The 20441-nt window shown below is 33.7% G+C and carries 19 protein-coding genes and 1 other annotated feature; of the genes, 3 read left to right on the plus strand and 16 right to left on the minus strand.

The window, feature by feature from the left end:
* A complete protein-coding gene (locus tag G314FT_RS08185) occupies positions 1-447 on the plus strand; it encodes a DNA-deoxyinosine glycosylase (protein ID WP_257700446.1) in 447 nt (148 codons plus the stop codon).
* A gap of 149 nt (positions 448-596) precedes the next feature.
* On the plus strand, positions 597-2123 hold the full coding sequence (locus G314FT_RS08190) for a class I adenylate-forming enzyme family protein (protein ID WP_257700449.1): 1527 nt from the start codon (positions 597-599) through the stop codon (positions 2121-2123).
* A 342-nt stretch (positions 2124-2465) separates the two neighbouring features.
* On the opposite strand, the gene G314FT_RS08195 is transcribed toward G314FT_RS08190, so the two are convergent.
* From G314FT_RS08195 to G314FT_RS08265, 15 genes are all read right to left on the minus strand, one after another.
* Positions 2466-2867, minus strand: coding sequence for a hypothetical protein (locus tag G314FT_RS08195; protein WP_257700451.1), 402 nt, complete (start codon positions 2865-2867; stop codon positions 2466-2468).
* 228 nt (positions 2868-3095) lie between these two features.
* Entirely contained in the window at positions 3096-4280 is a 1185-nt protein-coding gene (locus G314FT_RS08200; protein ID WP_257700453.1) for a phosphoribosyltransferase, read from the minus strand.
* A complete protein-coding gene (locus G314FT_RS08205) occupies positions 4270-5127 on the minus strand; it encodes a DNA-protecting protein DprA (RefSeq protein WP_257700455.1) in 858 nt (285 codons plus the stop codon). Before G314FT_RS08205 ends, G314FT_RS08200 begins: the two co-directional genes overlap by 11 nt.
* Positions 5128-5280: 153 nt before the next feature.
* Entirely contained in the window at positions 5281-6579 is a 1299-nt protein-coding gene (locus tag G314FT_RS08210; protein ID WP_257700456.1) for a hypothetical protein, read from the minus strand.
* A gap of 48 nt (positions 6580-6627) precedes the next feature.
* Positions 6628-7620 carry a reverse transcriptase family protein gene (locus G314FT_RS08215; RefSeq protein WP_257700462.1) on the minus strand — a complete coding sequence of 331 codons (993 nt, stop codon included), beginning with the start codon at positions 7618-7620 and terminating at the stop codon, positions 6628-6630.
* Positions 7545-7889 (minus strand): hypothetical protein, encoded by a 345-nt coding sequence (locus tag G314FT_RS08220; RefSeq protein ID WP_257700463.1) that lies wholly within the window; start codon positions 7887-7889, stop codon positions 7545-7547. The genes G314FT_RS08215 and G314FT_RS08220 overlap by 76 nt, the downstream gene beginning before the upstream one ends.
* Before the next feature lie 1053 nt (positions 7890-8942).
* Positions 8943-10337, minus strand: a complete 1395-nt coding sequence (gene sufB / locus G314FT_RS08225) for a Fe-S cluster assembly protein SufB (RefSeq protein WP_157093636.1) — start codon at positions 10335-10337, stop codon at positions 8943-8945.
* A 14-nt stretch (positions 10338-10351) separates the two neighbouring features.
* Entirely contained in the window at positions 10352-10825 is a 474-nt protein-coding gene (gene sufU, locus G314FT_RS08230) for a Fe-S cluster assembly sulfur transfer protein SufU (protein WP_257700464.1), read from the minus strand.
* A complete protein-coding gene (locus tag G314FT_RS08235) occupies positions 10812-12044 on the minus strand; it encodes a cysteine desulfurase (RefSeq protein WP_257700466.1) in 1233 nt (410 codons plus the stop codon). Before G314FT_RS08235 ends, sufU begins: the two co-directional genes overlap by 14 nt.
* Positions 12045-13334, minus strand: a complete 1290-nt coding sequence (gene sufD / locus G314FT_RS08240; RefSeq protein ID WP_257700468.1) for a Fe-S cluster assembly protein SufD — start codon at positions 13332-13334, stop codon at positions 12045-12047. It lies immediately after the preceding gene.
* 17 nt (positions 13335-13351) lie between these two features.
* Positions 13352-14125, minus strand: coding sequence for a Fe-S cluster assembly ATPase SufC (gene sufC, locus G314FT_RS08245; RefSeq protein ID WP_079344716.1), 774 nt, complete (start codon positions 14123-14125; stop codon positions 13352-13354).
* Positions 14126-14317: 192 nt separating this feature from the next.
* Positions 14318-15502, minus strand: a complete 1185-nt coding sequence (locus G314FT_RS08250; RefSeq protein ID WP_257700472.1) for a cation:proton antiporter — start codon at positions 15500-15502, stop codon at positions 14318-14320.
* A 229-nt stretch (positions 15503-15731) separates the two neighbouring features.
* Positions 15732-16577 carry a MetQ/NlpA family ABC transporter substrate-binding protein gene (locus tag G314FT_RS08255; protein ID WP_257700474.1) on the minus strand — a complete coding sequence of 282 codons (846 nt, stop codon included), beginning with the start codon at positions 16575-16577 and terminating at the stop codon, positions 15732-15734.
* 19 nt (positions 16578-16596) lie between these two features.
* Positions 16597-17286 carry a methionine ABC transporter permease gene (locus G314FT_RS08260; protein WP_257700476.1) on the minus strand — a complete coding sequence of 230 codons (690 nt, stop codon included), beginning with the start codon at positions 17284-17286 and terminating at the stop codon, positions 16597-16599.
* A 1-nt stretch (position 17287) separates the two neighbouring features.
* Positions 17288-18316 carry a methionine ABC transporter ATP-binding protein gene (locus tag G314FT_RS08265; RefSeq protein ID WP_257700478.1) on the minus strand — a complete coding sequence of 343 codons (1029 nt, stop codon included), beginning with the start codon at positions 18314-18316 and terminating at the stop codon, positions 17288-17290.
* Between the two features lie 69 nt (positions 18317-18385).
* Positions 18386-18640 (minus strand) — a binding site (T-box leader).
* Between the two features lie 168 nt (positions 18641-18808).
* Here G314FT_RS08265 and deoC point away from each other — a divergent pair.
* Positions 18809-19456 carry a deoxyribose-phosphate aldolase gene (gene deoC / locus G314FT_RS08270; RefSeq protein WP_257700479.1) on the plus strand — a complete coding sequence of 216 codons (648 nt, stop codon included), beginning with the start codon at positions 18809-18811 and terminating at the stop codon, positions 19454-19456.
* 60 nt (positions 19457-19516) lie between these two features.
* On the opposite strand, the gene G314FT_RS08275 is transcribed toward deoC, so the two are convergent.
* Positions 19517-20425 (minus strand): type II restriction endonuclease, encoded by a 909-nt coding sequence (locus G314FT_RS08275; protein ID WP_423837533.1) that lies wholly within the window; start codon positions 20423-20425, stop codon positions 19517-19519.
* Positions 20426-20441: the final 16 nt, after the last annotated feature.

Below are 20441 nucleotides of genomic sequence, written 5' to 3' on the forward strand. Positions count from 1 at the left end.
ATGCAACGTGGGCTTGATCCGATTTTCAATAAAGACACAAGAATTCTTATTTTAGGCAGTGCACCAAGTGAGATGTCATTAAAGAAACAACAATATTATGGTAACAATGGGAATCAGTTTTGGAAAATGATGTTTGCTTTTTTTAACGTTCCCTTTGAGACAGATTATGACAAGAGAGTGGCGTTACTGCTAGATCATCAGATTGGCTTGTGGGATGTGTATCATTTATTTGAGCGTGACGGCAGTTTAGATACGTCGTTTAAAACAGTTGAGTTAAATGATTTTAGCCAAATTCTAACTCAAGCAGATATCAAATTAATTATCACAAACGGTAAGAAAGCCTATGATGAAGTGTTAGAAAACAATTTATTTTCGGATATAACTATCATGCCTTGTATCTCAACGAGTGGCGCTGCGAATGGGTATATGGAAAAAAGAAGACAGTAATGGTATGAAGCATTGGAGATGGTGAGATAAAAGATAAAGAACTCTTTACTTAACCCTACTTTTTAACCATAGTAAATAAAGTAATTTTATGATAAGATAATTCAGCAATTGTTCAAACTTGCACAATTTATTTTGAGAGGGTTTTTTAATTGAAAAATATACTTGACTATCAACCATTAAATCTTTATACCAACTACAAAGAGGCTGCTGAGAAAACGCCGACGATTCCGATTATTTTTGATGAAACACTACCAGCTTTTGCCTCACTGGGATCAGAAACAACTTATAAAGAAAGTCATGACAAAATACTAAAAAGAGCGTATCAGTTGGCTCATTTAGGTGTTAAAAAAGGCGATAAAATCATCCTATATAAAAGTCCTAAGTTTGATACTTATTTACTTGCTGTCGCAGCATCTTTCCTTGGTGCGATACCTGTCATGGTGTCTTATCATTTACCACCTGAAACCATCAGCGTGTTTGTTGAACGTTTAGAAGATCCATTTATTTTATTTGATGATATGACTGAAGATAATGTAAAAGCTGTGCGAAATAGTTCACATGATAAAAAAATTTCATTAGATATCTTGTTAAATGCCTCAGCACAACCTGTATCGCAAGAAGAGTTGGGCAAAGATGACATAGCATACATGACTCACACGTCTGGCACAACAGGGATTCCCAAGCTGATTTGTCATTCTTATCGCTCAATGGGTTGGCGAACAAAATGGCAACGAGAAATTTTTACTCATATTTCAAAAAAAGAATTGGTTGCGTTTCACATCTCACCTGTGCACTCTCGTTTTAATATTGGGGTTTCTTCATTGATGAGTATGGGATTTCCTATGATGCCACTAGCAAGTGCAACACCTCAGCAAGTGGAAGACATGCTAACAACACACCAACCTATTGCATTGGAAACTCATCCAAATAATTTCGTCCAATGGGCAAGACTGGCAAAAGAAAAACCTCATGTGTTTACTAGCATTAAATGTTATCATTCGACATTTGATGCAATAAACAATGCGACTATGTTAGCCTTTTTAAACGCATCAAAAGAAAATGATCCTATCTTTTTACAAGTTTATGGTCAAAGTGAATGCGGCCCAATGATTTTACGGTCACACACCATTGAGTCACTAAAAGACTCAGATGCTCGTGATATGGGAGTTGGACTTGAAGGATTAACAAAAGCCAGAATTACCGATGAGAACGGTACACTGCTACCTGTCATGACAGATGGACACATCCAGTTTTTATCAAAAGGCCGTGCATTAACTTATTATAAAGAAGACGCTCGTTTCGAAGAAAATGTTTATGGTAAATGGTGGGATAGTGGCGATTACGGCATGATGGACGAGCGTGGTCATCTATACTTAAAAGATCGCCAAGTCGATTTGATTGAAAACATTGATAGCACGCTTGCACTGGAAGATTATTTATTAGATGCCTTGGATTTCTTGGAAGAAGTCGTGATTGTGCGTGGAAAAGATAACTCTCCTCAACCTGTTTTAGCTGTTGTGCCTGGAAAAGAAATGGATTGGAACGCGTGGTGGATGCAAGTAGCTGACCTCCCTCATTTAAATGAGCCTATTATTAAAACATTTGACGAGATACCTCATACCGCCACAATGAAAGTTCAGAGATTATTACTGGAGAAATGGTTGAAGGAAGGGTAGGAAAAAACGTTAGAGATGTGAAAACATGTCTAACGTTTTTTAACATTAATGACTTTAGTCATCCTCATCATTTGACGTAGAGCCTTTAAAGTAAATAACATCACTCAATCCATTTACACGTTTTAAATACTGATATATTAATGTTCTCAAATTAATAAATATCATTGATAATCAAATCAGCATATTTTCATCAAGGTCAAATTCAAGGTCAAAAAAACGGATTTGTGAGATGTAAGTTTATATAGATTGGAAGATGAGGAATCATCTCTTTTTTATAAGAATTTATCTCTTTTCATTTTTAAATAATCATCTATAGGGTTATTATACAAATTTATTAGCTCACTAATCTTTTTCTCTCTTTTCATCTTCTATAACTTCAATAGGTACTTTCAAAACATCTCTAAATTCTGTTGACTTACTTTTCTCAGTAATAGAAAAAAATAGCATGTTTGTATACTCTACAGCTCTTATATATTCAAATTGAACATCATTGTTAAAATAGGTTAATTCTTTTTCAATTAGATAGTTTAATCTTCTTATAGAATCAGAACTATATTTCTTCAATTCTTCATGCTTAATTCCCTTTATTTTCAATACATATTCTCTGTATAATAATTTCTTAAATCTTTTTATTTTAATTATCTTTACAAATTTATTAAATAACCAAATTAAAAATGGAAAAACTATTGTTGAAAACATCCCCATTATAAAACTCAATGTATCTATATCAAAAACTACCTTCAAATGTTCATCTACCCCACAGACCCTTCCATATTGGAATCGGCCTCTCAACCATTGTCATTCGTTGTCAAATCAATAAATCAACATCACTCATCATAGTTCAATGAGTCAATAGTTATGACTGATTATCAAATTAGGATGGTCAAAATCTGGTCAATTTATGCTATGTTATTGGAAGCAAATATAAAAGACAAGCTTATATGAGCTTGTCTTTTATTATGACAATTTCCATTAAAAAATAAGATCTCCGTAACTCAATATATCCGAGTCATTATCAGTATAAAAAGATTCTCCATTAGAATTGTATTTCCGGTTTAAAATTTGACTCACAAAATTGTATTGGTAGTTGGATTGAGTAATATCTCCTAGTAATTGATACTGTGTTGAGAAATACTCTTGTCCAAACTTTCCTATTGATAGCACTACAACCTTTCTTGCACCTGCTTTAAGCAACAAGTGTTTCGCAGTCTCTGCAGAATATCCTTTTGTAATATAATCATCTATTATACAAACAGAGTTCCCCCTTATCAAATGGGCAATTTGAGGATTAACAACAAGTGTATCAAAATCTTTATCACATTTAAAATTCAACCTATTATTTCCGCTAGAATGCTTCGAAGGCATATCTGTATGTCTTAAAAAGAGTTCGTGTCCTCCTCTTGGTCCTTTTCCTAAAATACATCTCACTGATTCCTTTATAAACGCAGCAGAGGTATTGGGATTATTTCTTTTTGATGATGGGAACGTTCCCCAATAATTAATTTCTTCATAAATAGAATTAGTAGTTACCTCTCCCATTAACATAAATAATAACAATAATAAAATTTTTTGATTTCTTGTACCTTGAGAACCTTTAAGATTAGTCTGAAAAATTTCTTTAATCCGCACTTCATCTTCAGGTTTATGAAATGTATTTGCATTAATTAGACTATAAACATAATAATTTGGGGATTCAAATAATCCAAAATAATATCTTTTATAATTTTCGAATGCAACTAAACAATTTACGACATCAATAAAATTCCAAAAAGGTAGTCCATAACTTTTTACTTTATCAGCCACTACTATTCTATTAACAATAAATTCAGGATTAAATAAAGGAATTTTACAATGAAATGCAAATAACGCATCAGCTTCTACCACACCCACTAATGCACATATTAGCCCCTGATTTTTATTATTTATTATTACTTGCTCATTTTGCTTTCCTCTATTAATGAATAATATTTTTTCCTTATAATTAGAAGGTATTTTATTCTGTAATTCAACTAATGTATTATTTTTTGATAGTATACCAACAGTGATGCCTTGATCATTTAAACTGTCAATTAAATTTAAATTTTCAACAATCAATTCGTTGTTTTCACTAAATAAAAAAAGTTTTGACATTATTATTAATTTATTATTAGTTTCCATTTATTTGCACCCCACCATATTTACTAATTTTTTCATTCACTTCTTCATTCTTTTGATCAATAAATAATATTTTTTTATTTGCTAAACTAGCGTTTCTAATGGTATTCATAGTTCCACTTTTTAAATTGGTTTCAATAACTAATAAAATTTCACTCATATTTGCTACATACTGATTTCGTTCTAGAAAACTTGATTTAAAAGTATTTTCACTAGGACCTATTGAAGTTATTAAAAGTCCATTTTTTTGTATTTTTCGTGCCAATGATTGATTTTTTTGGGGATAAATATTATTAAAATTTGTTGGTAAAACAGCAATAGTTTTTCCTTGATTTTCCAATGTCACTTGGTGTGCAACAGAATCTATTCCTTCAGCTAAACCACTAACAATTACATACCCTTTTTCAACATATTTTTTCACCAGAGTTTTAGTAGCAATGATTGATCTTTCTTTCGGATTTCTAGTTCCAACTACCGAAATTCTTTTTAAACCAGTACTTAGTAACTTCTCATCACCTTTTGAATACATAAACAAAGGTTGTATTTTTTCAGGAAACAATTCATTAAAATAAGTTTTATCATATTTAAAATATATTTTGTTGATACTATGTTTCGTTAAGAAGGCATCATTGTTAAATAATTCTATTTTAAATTCTTTGTATTTTTCTTTGTCAAAAGACAATTTTTCGTCTTTTTTAGTAAATATTTTTTTTTCGTCTTCAGTGTATTCATCATTATCAAATATAAAATAGATAGGATTTTGACCAGATAAAAAAATGTACTCAAGCAAACCTTCACTGTAACCATATTGCTTTAAAAAAAATAATTCACTTTTAATATTATTAGCCACTTTTATCCTCCATTTCATAATCTACATATCACTATATTAGCACATATCTATGTACTTATCATTGATTAACACTAGTAGTACTAAAGTAATTAACTCATATAATTCATTATTATAATCCCGAAAAATTATCTCTTATCCTTACCAAGTTTAATATCAATTTTGTTTTTCTTTAACCAAAGTCTTCATTAATGTCTTTTCTGTTTTTGAAGAAGTTAGATATCGTTTTAATGATTCATTATATCTTTTTAGAGAGTACAGAGTTTCTAAAGCATCATAGATTTTATACGACAAAATATCTTGTGGTTCGTTTTCATATTTTGTCAATTCCTCCTTTGAAATCTCAAAAGGTAACTCCGTAATCTTTGAAATTATTTCGTTCATCCCTTGTTTAGTAAGAAGTAGTCTATTTAGTTTCTCAGAGGTCTTATAACTGCTAAATTCCCAATAAAAATGCCAAATTTCATATCTTTTCACAGAAAAAATTTTTGTAAAATAATCTAATTCTTCACTTGTGAGTTCTACAATTATCTCAGCTATTTTGGGAATTTCCGGTATCTCTTTGAAAAGATATGTTTCAACATTTTTATTTGCATAATAATGTCTGCCTTTCAGCTCATGCATATTTTTTATCTTTTTGTTTAAAATCAGATCTACTATCAACGATTGACAATTAATCACATAGTCTAAATTTTCAGAAATAGTGTAAATAGATTTTGAAATAAGTTTCGATAGCTCATTATGTTTGATCACAACAATTTTGAATGACTCATTATTTTTTCTATCAATAATCTTTCGAACTTCTCTTTTTTGACTATAAAAATAGAAAAAGAATAAGACAGGCACTACCGTTAACAGTGCAACAACTGCAGGCAATTTAGAAAAAATATCTCCAAAATTAATTTTTATTGTGAAAGCTTTTTTAAGAAATCCCAAAAGATATTCCCACTGACTATATACCCAGTCTACATTGATTATATTTAACGTGAATAGCGTGAGAACTACCGCTAATATTGCAGGTAAACTTATCACAACTCTGATAATAACAAATATTTTTTTAAATAAAGTTGATTTTGATATTCCAACCCATACTGGGCTTAAATTTGAATTACCATATCCAACCCACCCTAATCTTAAAAATTTAAAAGCTCTCGATGCATTGTAATTAACTCTTATCATAAACAAAGCTAACCCAACATTCTTACTCGTTATTGAAAGTCTGCCCAATGTCTCTAAATTAGAACTGATTAAAACATAACTTTCAAGAATCAAAAAATCATAAATTATTAAGAAAAAGCATATTTCTAAAAAAACTATTAAACATAACCCAAAAAGATTTCCTGAGGTTACATCCAAATTAAATGATATTATAGCATGTATTACAGTTTGCACATTTGTAATCAAAAGAATAAAAACCACGATACCTACTATCCATTTAAATAACTTTTTAGACATTTATTCCTCCTATGAAACTATAAGAATTTGATTTCTTAGTACATACTTTCAATTGTTTATTTGCACATTTTTAAAGTATAAATGTTTCTTTTTCTTTTCTACTGGAACATCAAATTTAGTTCTTATATAACGCAATGTATTCTTATAATGTTCCATATTTCTTTCTTTTTCTATAGATTGTATCGCTGCTATGCATCCTTGAAATCTATTACAAGTATCAATAAACTCATCTTGAACGAAATTACTTGGATCTTTATCCATTTCAAGTAACAAACTATAGTAATCATACATCTTTTTATTAAGTTTTTTAGGAGCTTTTTTAGTATTCTCATGAATAATTACCCCAGTAATTCGTGTATGATTACAGATTGTTAACCTCGTCTTTTTCTTATTGACCTGTAAACCATATTTTTCTATTATTGCAATTGCTTCTCTCCGCTTACTAGTATGGATAAACTTATCGGATGAAAATGTAAAGTCATCATAGTAAGCTGAAAAAGTAAAATTATTTCTTTTCGAAAAAACATCTAACTCTTCGTACATTTGATGATAAGATAGAAAACTTAGCATAGGACTTGTTGAAAAACCTTGTGGTAAAAAACGCTCTTCATCTTTCTTTATAGTCGTCAAATTAGTTAAAATTTTTGCTATATCCGCTGGCTGAGACATCGTATTATGAAAAAAATCATAAACATATGAATCTTTAGTACTAGGAAAAAAATTTGTGATATCTAGCAATAGCAAATATTCTTTCTCCAAATGTCTACTTGCATTGTCCACATATCCCACAAGAGGAATCCCCCCATATATGTAATGTGGAAAACCAATATAGCTCAGTCTCTTAACAATATTTTTAAGTGCTCTTTTGTGAGCATCTGATGGGTTATATAATTCTCTAATTTTTCCATTAACTTCTTTAAAAAATGGTTCCACTTCGTAATTACTATCAACATCTTTTAAAGTTTTTAATTCCAACTGCAGTAGTTCTGACAAGTATTTTTTATTTGATACCCCGTAAAGCCTAGATTTAGCAAAATCCATAAAAAAAATCCCCTTCTTTTATAAGAAAGAGATGAAGCCAAGTTTTCTAATAATTGGACAACTTCTATTAGAAAAGGCAAGACTTTATACAGAACGCCTAGAACGAATCCTAGAACCATTATTACGACTTTGAAAGCACCAATGATGCCTTGAATATCTGCAATAAGCTTGAGACAATTAAAAAAGCTCAAAGTTCCATTTTTATATGTCCGTTGTTTAAGCCACTGTTTAACCAGAACAATTTTAGACACTTGCTTGTTTTTGCTCATGACATTTACCTCCTATAATTATTTAGGTCATTAAGACCCTCCCCTGCGTTATAATTATAGATTTAGAAGTTAAACAGTCTTGTTAACGCTTCACTCTTACTTAGCTAACAACTTTTATTAGCTTGATTAAATCCCCTGCTTCTCACTGAGTGATACAACACAAAGTCGTAACATCATAGACTCATACTATAGTCCAGATATGCGTAATCATGATATCAAAACAAATTTTGACGTCAATAGAACATGCAGGGGCTTTTTCATACCGCTATTGTTTTGTATAATAGCAAATTTATTTGCAGGGAACTCTAGGTAATTGTTCTAAAATAATGATATCACAATAGTAAAAAACAATCAATATAGCGTTTTCTTTTATACTATATGAAATATTTGTAGGTCTGTTTCATCTGCAATAACTCCCACAACTATGTAGCACTTTTTAAGGATTTTCATCCAAAAACTATTTTTCGTTTCAATTATATATGAAACGCAGAAACCCTTGTATATCATTGTTTATAAAGCTTTATTTCATTTCGTTTCATGTATCAAAACTTATTAGCCTTTTGCAAAAGTCAAAAAAAGAGTACCCCAAGTGAGCACTGTAGCTCATTTAAAGGGTACCCTTAGTACGGTCACAAAACAACGGGGTAGGGTTCTCTATCCTATTCAATTCCTTGTATGATTCTACCGAAGATATGATTAGCTTGAGTTGGTTGTCCAGCAATTAGAGTAAGAGTACACTTCCATTTCCAGTGGCTCTTTTAAGCTTGCTGTAATCCCTTCTCCCACCTTCTTCTGAATAGATAGATTAATTCTTTCAGATGTTCAATTGCTTTTGATATAACTTACTTATCATTTGGAATAGACTCATCAACATAAACAGAAAAGTAACGTAATCTATCTATACAAATATTGCGAACAGCACCCCTAAGAAAACAGGTCCAGAGTTTGCTGATATGATGGCTCATCACTAAAAGGTTGGTCATTTCTACTATCAAGACAAAATAAAAAAGCTAGAAGCCTTATGTATAAAGGTTTCTAGCTCATATCTAAAGATTAACCAACGCTTCCTTCCATCTCATAAGAAATCAGTCTATTTAATTCAACGGCATATTCCATTGGTAATTCCTTCGTAAATGGTTCCACAAATCCCATGACAATCATCTCTGTCGCTTCTTCTTCTGACAAGCCACGACTCATCAAGTAGTAAAGTTGTTCTTCAGAGATTTTTGATACTTTGGCTTCATGTTCCAATGCAACATGACTATTGTGGATTTCATTAAATGGAATGGTATCACTTTTTGATAATTCATCCATAATAATCGTATCACACTCAATATGTGAAATCGATCCTTCACTTTGTTTAGAGAAAGTTACTTGACCACGGTAATTCACTTCTCCACCATCTTTGGCGATTGATTTAGAAACAATCGAGCTTGATGTGTTTGGTGCATTGTGAATCATTTTTGCCCCAGTATCTTGAATTTGATTCGCTCCAGCAAACGCAACAGATAACATCGTTCCACGCGCGCCTTCTCCTTCAAGGTAAACACTTGGGTATTTCATCGTTGTTTTAGCACCTAAGTTTCCATCAATCCATTCCACTGTCGCCCCTTGATCTGCACGAGCGCGTTTTGTTACTAAGTTATACACGTTGTCAGACCAGTTTTGGATGGTTGTGTAACGGCAATACGCATCTTTTAAGGTAAAGATTTCAACAATCGCCGCATGCAAACTATTGCTTGAATAAGTTGGTGCAGTACATCCTTCAACGTAATGCACACTTGCGCCTTCATCCACAATGATCAACGTACGCTCAAACTGTCCAGTATTTTCAGCGTTAATACGGAAGTAAGTTTGCAATGGCACATCTACTCGTACGCCTTTTGGTACATAGATAAATGTTCCACCAGACCATACTGCTGAGTTTAATGCTGCTAATTTATTGTCAGTTGGTGGCACTAAAGAGGCAAAATATTGTTTAAATAAATCTGGGTACTCTTTTAATGCAGTATCTGTATCGGTAAAGACGATTCCTAATTTTTGGAATTCTTCTTTCATGTTGTGATACACCACTTCTGATTCATACTGCGCACTTGCTCCAGCTAGATATTTACGTTCTGCTTCTGGAATCCCGATACGTTCAAACGTTTCTTTGATTTTATCTGGCACATCATCCCAATCACGAGCTGGTTTATCACTTGGTTTTTGATAATAGTTAATCTTATCAAAGTCCATGTCAGATAAATCCGGTCCCCATGTTTGCATTGGCATCTTGTGGAATGCTTCCAGTGATTTCAAACGAAACTCAAGCATCCATTCTGGTTCTTCTTTTTTAGCCGAAATCGCGCGAACAATTTCTTCTGTTAATCCTTCACCTGTTGTATAGATCGGTTGCACATCGTCGTGAAAACCAAATTTATACTCTTCTAATTGTGGTACCTCACTCACTTGGGTCACACTCCTTATTCTTCACTATGTAATTCTTCGGTTACAACCGTTTGATTTTCTTCAATAATCCCACGCTCTAATGCTTTCCACGCTAACGTCGCACATTTTATCCTGGCAGGAAATTTTGCCACGCCACCTAGCATTTGAGCATCTTTCAAGACTTTTTTCTTCTCACCAATGTTCTCACCTTGCACTAACTCTAAAAAGTCCGCAATGATTTCAATGGCTTCTTTTTCCGTTTTTCCTTTTACCGCATCTGTCATCATACTGGCACTTGCCATACTAATCGAACAACCATGACCGTCAAAGGCAATCTCATCAATTACCCCATCTTTCATCACAAGTTGTAATTGAATCACATCCCCACACGTTGGGTTATTCAATTCAATTTGGCTAGTCGCTTCATCCAATACCCCTTTATTATGAGGGTGATTGGTATGATCTAAAATGACTTGTCGATAAAGATTATCTAATCTAGATAAAGCCATCTGAGAAAAACTCCTTTGCTGCGATGATTGATTCAACTAATGAATCGGCATCTTCTTTTGTATTGTAAAAATAAAAACTTGCTCTTGCTGTTGAATGAACATCTAAATAACGAAGTAGTGGTTGAGCACAATGATGTCCCGCTCGAATCGCCACGCCTTGCATGTCTAGTGCGGTTGCCAAATCATGCGGATGCACACCTTTAATGTTAAAGGCAATCACACCAGTATGTTTACTCGCATCTCTTGGCCCATATAACTCAAATCCATCAATCGCTAGTAATTTTGGCAACACATACTCGACTAATTCTTGTTCATGCTTTGTAATCGTATCTAAACCAATCTCTTCCAAATACTTTATCGCACTTGCTAATGCTATTGCACCAGAAATATTCGGTGTGCCGGCTTCAAACTTATAAGGCAACTCTGCCCATGTGCTGTAATCATCATAGACAAAATTAATCATCTCACCACCAAACTCGATGGGTGACATTTTTTCAAACCAAGTTTGTTTACCATATAACACGCCAATACCAGTTGGTGCACACATTTTATGACCACTAAAGGCATAAAAATCGCAATCCAACTCTTGCACAGATACTGTCATATGCGGCGTTGATTGCGCACCGTCAACAACCATCACAGCACCGACTTCATGAGCCAATTTTGCTAAGTCTTTGACAGGATTGACCACACCTAAGACATTCGATGCATGGGCAATCGACACAATTTTCACACCGGATACGATTTTTTCTTTCGCATCAGCCATGTCCAACTCACCGTCTTCAGTCAAATCAATGTAGATAAGTTCAGCTTGTTTGCGTTTGGCCAATTCTTGCCACGGTACAATGTTTGAGTGATGTTCCATGCGACTAATCACAATTTTGTCACCAGCTTCAACAACTAACTCACCAAGTGACCGTGCCACCCAGTTTAATCCAGTTGTCGTCCCGCGTGTAAACAACACTTCTTTCACACTACTCGCATCAATAAATGTTCGCACCGTTTCTCGCGCTGCTTCATATTGACTTGTCGCACGTTCTGCCAGTGTATGCACCCCACGATGCACATTCGCATGACTGGTTTGCATATACGTAACCAAGTCATTAATAACAGGCGTTGGCACATGTGTTGACGCAGCGTTGTCTAAATAGACAAGTGGCTCATCATTTACTTGTTGAAAAAGAATTGGAAAATCTTGTTTGCGTTTAGATACAGTCATTTAATCAGCCAGCTTTCTATCAATTACTTGAACAAACTCCTCTTGAACAGATTTAACAGGGATTGACGTAATCACAGACCCTAAGAATCCACGTGTTACCAATCTTTCTGCTTCTTTTTGAGGAAGTCCTCTACTCATTAAATAATATAATTCTTCTGGGTCAAGACGACCAGCACTTGCTGCGTGTCCTGCTGTTACTTCAAATTCATCAATTAATAAAATCGGGTTCGCGTCACCACGAGCTTTATCAGATAACATTAACACACGACTTTCTTGTTGTGCGTCTGCACCTTTTGCCCCTTTGATAATGTGACCAATTCCGTTAAAGGTTAACGTACTTTTCTCACGAATCACACCATGTTGTAAGATGTGACCAATTGAATGTGACGCTCTGTTTGTTACACGTGTGTCGATTCCTTGAATTTGACGACCTGTTGCAATCGCGACAACTTTCACTTCCGCATGAGAGCCTTCGCCCACAAGTTCTGAGTCAAAATCAGCGACAACATTTCCGTCACTCATTAACCCTAACGCCCAGTCCACACTCGCATCACGCATAATGTAGCCTCGACGATTTAAGTACGTGTTGACTTCTTTTCCTAGACGGTCAATAGCAGCAAATTTTACTTTTGCTCCTGGTCTAGCAATCACTTCAACTACAATATTCGCTGCTAATTTTTCAGCTGTTTCGCCAACTGATTGGAATCTTTCCAAGTAAGTTAACTCACTGTTGTCATCAGCTACGATTAAGACATGTTTTACCATGGCACTGCTGTCGTTTAATTGGTGATAAAATAATGACTCAAATGCGTCTTTCACGACCACATTTTTGGGCACGTATAAAAATACCCCGCCGTTTAAAAAGGCTGTATGGAACGCGGTTAATTTGTCTTCGTCACTTGGCACAGCTTTTGTCATGAAATATTTTTCAACTAAGTCGCTATGCTCTTTCATTGCTGTAAAAATATCAGTAAAAATCACGCCTTGTTCAGCTAATTCTACTGGCATTTGTTCAAAATAAGTCGTTGTACGACCCTGAATGATTAGTGGGTTATCTTCTAGTTCTGTAAAAGAAGGTAAGACTTCCTCATTAATCACTTCATTGTTTAAATCGCCAACATTCATTAATGGCCAACGATGGTATTTTACTCGTTCGATCGCTGGTAATTCTAAGTCATCAATTTTATTTAACGCCTCTTTACGACGTTCTAACATCCATTGTGGTTCTTCCTGACTAGCTGAAAATAATGTCACGTCGTCAAGATAATCAGTTACATTTGCAGATTTCATTTATCTTGTCTCCTTCATTATTCTTCTTTTTCTTCGTAATCAATTCCTAATTCTTCACTGATTCCTTTGTATCCTTCTTCTTCAAGACGTTTCGCTAAATCAGCACCACCAGTCATCACCACACGGCCATCCATCATAATATGAACCACATCTGGCACGATATAGTTTAATAGACGTTGGTAGTGAGTGATGATAAGTGAACCAAAGTTATCCCCACGCATTTCATTGATTCCTTTTGACACAACTTGTAAGGCATCAATATCAAGACCTGAATCGATTTCATCTAAAATCGCAAACGTTGGTTCTAACATTAATAATTGAAGAATTTCATTACGTTTTTTCTCTCCGCCAGAGAATCCCTCGTTTAAGTAACGTTCAGCCATTTCTTCCGGCATATCTAATAACGCCATTTTGTCATCTAATTTATCTAAAAAGTCCATTACTGAAATTTTGTCATCATCAGCACGTTTTGCGTTCATTGCCGCACGCATAAATTCAGCGTTTGTAATTCCTGGAATTTCACTAGGATATTGAACCGCTAAAAATAGACCAGCACGTGCACGCTCGTCAACTTCCATTTCTAATACATCTTCACCGTCTAAAAGAATTTCACCTTTAGTGACCGTATAATTTGGATTTCCCATAATCGCAGCAGATAAAGTTGATTTACCTGTTCCGTTTGGTCCCATGATGGCATGAATTTCACCCGTTTTCATGGTTAAATTAACACCTTTTAGTATTTCTTTTTCTTCGATTGATACATGCAAATCCTTTATTTCTAAAACGGACATGTTTTTCCCTCCAAATTATTACTTTAATAAATATTAACTCTTTTCTAATTTTAACCTAATTGAGAATGGACTTCAATTTAAAAGTGTTTAAATTACGTCTTATCTTGAAAAAAGGCAGATAATAATCACTCTCATTTAATATTTCTATCAAATAACAAAAAAATGCAGACAATATTGTCTACATTTCTTTTTTTAAGATTCATGCACTGAATCATCTAACTCATCTTTTTTAGAGTTATCTCCAAACGAAATCGCCCATTTCAACAATATTGGGGCAATCACTGTGGTAAAGATAATAACTAAAACTAAAGACGCATACATTCCTTGATCGATAAAACCTTTTTCAAGTCCTAAAGATATTAAGATCAACGCCATTTCTCCTCGAGAGATTAAACTTGCACCAATGATGGCACTACTATTATTATCAAATTTCTCGATTTTTCCTCCAAGGAACCCACCGATAAATTTAGTAAAGATAGCTAGTACACTAAAGACAATGATTAATAACATGTTTTCGCCTAAACCATCTAAAACAAGTTTTAATCCAATACTAACAAAGAATATTGGGGCAAATAAAGCAGAAGTGATACTGGTTACTTTTCTTTCAACGTATTCAGCAAATGGTGTTTGCGAGATTAAGATACCAGCAAAGAATGCACCAATAATATCTGACATACCAATCCAATCAGCTAAAAAGCTAAGTAAAAAGACCATAATCAATGAAAATGCGACATCTCTTTCGGGAACCACAAAGTAAGATAATCCTTTAAGAATAATGGGTAAAATAAATTTTCCGAAGATATAAATAAATAAGAAGAACAATACATTTTTAAATAGAAACGGTAAAACGTCCGCAGTCGTTGTATTGGGGTTTACTAAATTTAACACAAGATTTAGTAAAATCACGACAATAATATCGTCTAAAATGGATGATCCTATGATAATGGATCCTTCTTTAGTTTGAATGAAATTTAATTCTTTTAATACCTGAATGGCAATACTAAGTGAAGTCGCTCCGAAGATTAAACCAATAAAAAGGGATGTGTCTTGAGAATAACTAAACGACCTTGAAGCGAAGAAAAAAACAAAGAATGGGACTAAAACCCCTAGAAGACCAGTAATAAGTGATGGCTTAAAATATTTTTTTAATATCTTTAAATCACTTTCGACACCGGCTATAAACATCAATAGAATAACCCCTAAGTGTGATAACAACTCGATTGAATCATTGCTTTGTATGATGTTAAAAACAGATGGTCCCACTAAAATCCCCACAATCAAACTGCCCACAACTGATGGAAACCCTAACCGAATGGCCACACTATCTGCTATTTTTGTAAATAAAATAATTAACCCTAAAGCTAATAAAATATTCATAATCTACCTCTTTTCATTTTTTGTTTCGTTATATGAACGATTCCATAATGTTAATACTGACATTTTTTCTCTCCACCTCACTTTGATTTTTTCTAACACTACTTCTATAAATTAATCGTATAATAAATAGGAACTGATTTCAAGTTTGAACTCTGTCCTACAATTACTACCCTAAAATAAAAAAGTACAAGTTGAATTTTTTATTTCAACTCATACTTTTTCTTATTTCTTATTGATTCACAATCGTAACGGTACCTTTCCACTTGTTATTAACAAAATCAACAATTTTTTGATCATGCAATACTTCTACAAGAGCTTTTGTTTTGTCAGAATCTTTATCTTCAGATCTTACAGCAATGATATTAGCATATGGAGAGTTATTGTCTTCCACTAGGATACCATCTTTTTCAGGATTTAAGCCAATGCCTTCAGCAAAATTGGCATTAATCGCAACTAAATCGCCCTCTTTATTTTGATAAGTCGTCGCCATCATCGCTGGATCAATATCATATTTAAAGACTAAATTTTTAGGATTTTCTTCAATATCATCAAATGTTGCGGTTGTTAGATCCACACCATCTTTTACTTTTACTAGCCCTGCTTCTTGAAGCATGCCAATCACACGACCCCAGTCAGTTTGAGAGTTACTTACAAGTACTGTGGCACCATCTTTTAACTCTTTAATATCTTTAATTTTTTGTGAATACAGAGCCATCTTTTCTAAATGAATCGCCCCTGCATTAGCAAAATCATATCCTTTTTCTTTTACTTCTTTATTAAAATATGGAATATGTTGGAAATAGTTGGCATCAATTTCTTTTTCTGCCAACGCTTTATTTGGCAAGACATAATCTTGGAATGTCACGATTTCTAAATCATATCCTTTTTCTTTTAATAATGGTTTTGCCTCTTCTAATATTTCAGCATGTGGCGTTGGAGAGGCTCCAACCTTAATCACTTTGTCGTCTGTTGTACTACTTTTTGATGTGCTTTCTTTGCTACTATTATTTCCACAACCGACTAGTGCCAATACAGCAAGAGCTGCTACACCAAATTTAATCCATGTTTTCTTCATTTCTTTTCCCCCTAGTTAATTAGCTTCTTTTATCTGTTAATTTTACTAATAAATCACCTAGCCATTGTAAAATAAAGACAATGATTAGAATTAAAACTGTTGCGACCATGATAATCGTATGCTTATTTCCCATAAAGCCTCCTTGATAAGCAAGAGAGCCTAGACCACCTGCCCCAATCGCCCCTGCCATCGCAGTAAAGCCAATCATCGTAATGGTGGTCACTGTAATACCTGAGATTAAAGCTGGGATACTCTCAGGAATTAACACTTTAAAAATAATTTGCAGTTGTGTTGCGCCCATTGCTTCACTGGCTTCTAAAACACCAGGATCTACTTCACGAAACGCAATATCGACCAGTCGTGCGTAAAATGGCGCTGCTGAAATAATCAACGCTGGTAAAGCAGCAGTTGGTCCTAACATCGTCCCAATCAATGCTTTTGTTATAGGAAATAACAAAATAATTAAAATAATAAATGGAATGGAACGAAACGTGTTACTAATAATTGAAACAATGCCATAAAGTGTTTTTCCAACAGGTTTATTACTTTTTCCAAAATAATAAAGCATTAAACCAATAATCAACCCAATAATTACGACAAAAAATGTTGACACAAATGTCATATACAACGTTTCTTTTGTGGCTTTCACAAAATCATCCACTTTAATTTCACTAAAATTAAAATATGTTTCGATTAGTCCTTTATCCATGTTATATCACCTCAACTCCTACGCCATGTTGTTCGAAAAAGATCAAACTTTCTGAAAGTGTTGCCTCGTCTCCTGTTAACTGGACTAGCATGGTTCCAAAAGAGGAACTATTAGCTTGTCTAAGACTGGCTTGTAAAATATTTACATTAATTTGATAATGATGAATCACTTGTGAAATGACCGTTTCTTTTGCTTTATCCCCTTCAAATATCAAACGAACGAGAATCCCTTCAGGATAATTTTTAAGCAAGTATTGAATGGCTTCTTCGTTTTCTTCACTATCTTCTTGATTATCTTGTTTGATAAATCGTGCTGTGACTTCATGCTCTGGGTGTCTAAAAACAGATAAGGTGTCGCCTGTTTCAATCACACGCCCTGTTTCCATGACAGCCACTTTATTACAGATTTTACGAATTACATTCATCTCATGAGTGATTAACACAATAGTCAAGCCCAATTGTTTATTAATATCTAACAACAAGTCTAACACTTCTTCTGTTGTTTGTGGGTCAAGAGCGCTCGTTGCTTCATCACATAATAAAATCTGTGGATCATTTGTTAGGGCTCGAGCGATTCCCACACGCTGTTTTTGACCACCTGATAATTGACTAGGGTACGCATTTTCACGTCCTTCAAGACCAACTAGTTTAATTAATTCACGTGCTTTTTCTTCGCGTTCATCCTTTGGTACATGGCTAAATTCTAATGGTAGTAAGACGTTATCTAATACGGTTCTTGACCATAAAAGATTAAAATGTTGAAATATCATCCCAACTTCTTGACGATACTCTCGCAATTTTTTCCCTTTTAACTTAGTAATATCTTCTCCGTCTACTTCAATCACGCCACTGGTTGGAGATTCTAATAAATTTAATAAGCGAATCAAGGTACTTTTACCTGCTCCTGAAAAACCAATCACACCAAAAATATCGCCACTTTTAATGGATAAATTGACATCTTTAACTGCTTCAACTGTTTGTTTCTTAGTTTGATATGTTTTACAGACATTAATTAATTCTATATCACTCACAATGATGCCTCCTTCAATTTCTTTTGATAACAAAAAAGCTTCCGTCCTTTATCTACTTTAAACAAGTAAACAAAGGACGAAAGCATTGTTTCGTGTTACCACCTTTTTTCATTATTACCTCACGATAATAACCTTACCCAGTACGCAAGCCGATTGCTTTTAATACTGTTGTCCGGTAACGGGAACTCCCGAAAAATACTAGCGGTACACGCTCATACTTTTATGCTCAAAGACCATCTTCTATTTCCTTCTTGTTCCTCTTTCTCACCATCCGAGGTCTCTTTATACAATCCAAAAATATACTCTTCTTTTCAAAGCAATGATTTATTAGGCATATAATATCAAAGGAAAATTTTTATGTCAACAATTTTATTCAACATTTTTTAACTTTTTGACTAAAGAGTTTGCATTGCTATTCTTTAGCAATCATTGTAAAATGTAGTAGTAGTAATACAGTAGCGTTTACAAATATTATTTGAAGGAGCTAATTTTATGAATTTAGCAAAATATGTCGATCACACGTTATTAAAACCAGATGCCACAAGAGAGCAAATCAAAACACTATGCGAGGAAGCAGCAGAATACGACTTCGCCTCAGTGTGTGTTAATCCTTTCTGGGTAAGCTACGCAGCAGAAATTTTAGCTGATGCAAAAGCAAAAGTGTGTACCGTTATTGGGTTCCCTTTAGGGGCAAACACAACAGAAACCAAAGTATTTGAAACAACAAATGCTATTGAAAATGGTGCGGAAGAAATTGATATGGTCATTAATATCGGTGCTTTAAAAAATAAAGAATATGACATCGTAGAAAAAGATATTGCCGCAGTCGTTGAAGCAAGTCATCCAAAGGCAATTGTTAAAGTGATTATTGAAACATGTCTTTTAACAGATGAAGAAATCGTTAAAGCGTGTGAATTATCTGTTGCAGCAAACGCTGACTTTGTTAAAACATCAACAGGTTTCTCAACTGGTGGGGCAACACCTGAAGATGTGAAATTAATGAAAGATACAGTTAAAGACAGTGCCTTTGTTAAAGCATCAGGTGGCGTTCGCTCTAAAGAAGATGCCTTCACCATGATTGAAATGGGGGCTGACAGACTTGGAACAAGTTCTGGTATCCTTTTAGTAAAAGAAGACTAACATAAAAAAACGACGGGAAAATTCCTCGTCGTTTTTTTTGATGATTAAAAATAGCTACCCTTACTCATAAAACATCTCTTCAAAATAACCATCTCTTAACATCTTTAAATTAAATATATTATCAATATGACCAAATGCTTCTGAAATTGGTATTTTAGCAGTATGCCACCCTTGTCCATCAGTAACCCAAACAAACGTTACATCATCTTTAGAAGTTTCAATTAGATCATTAAGTGAGGTAAATTCTCCCGATACTGATTTTAATTTAGAACCACCACCACCATAATAATTAGTTTCTATAATCCAAACTTTATTTGTTTTCGGATTATAAACCGCTTCATCAAACCTTCTTTCAGATTTGTCAACAGGAACTTCAATACCCCAATTCTCTTTAATAAATTTTGCTGTTGCTTGTGGATAATGATCTAAACCAAGCTCTTTACTCACTTTTATAACATTCCGTTCTAGTATGCCTTCCATTGTCGTTCCACTACGATTTTTTCTAGCATTACTATCTAAACCTGCTTCCACGCCATAAACGTAATCGACTAATGACCGTTTTGCTTTTTTTTCTAAAAAAGTCAACAATCCAGAATCGTTACAAAAATCGACATACCCTTGAATTTTTTGAGTGTCTATATTTATAAAATCAAGTTTATAAAATTCCATTGCATCATCATTATCAATAAACAATACATCTAATACTTTATCTCGACTCGCTATTAGAGAAGGTATAGCTTTTAATAAGTGAGGTTGTTTAATAAATAAATCTAATGCCTTATCATAAATATCTTCTTTTCCGATTAAATAATTTAATGTGTTTAATTCTAATTCATATTTTTGCGTTTCGCGATCAACTTTATCCCAATTAACATAATATTCCGGAGTTCTATTTGTAGTCGATAAAGTAGACATAAAATAATCTAATCTATCTGCATCAGTCATTTTAGAATATGATGAGTAATTAATCTGTTCCATAAAACAT

The organism is Vagococcus luciliae (genome assembly GCF_024637875.1).
In the GTDB taxonomy this organism is placed as follows: Bacteria; Bacillota; Bacilli; order Lactobacillales; family Vagococcaceae; genus Vagococcus; species Vagococcus luciliae.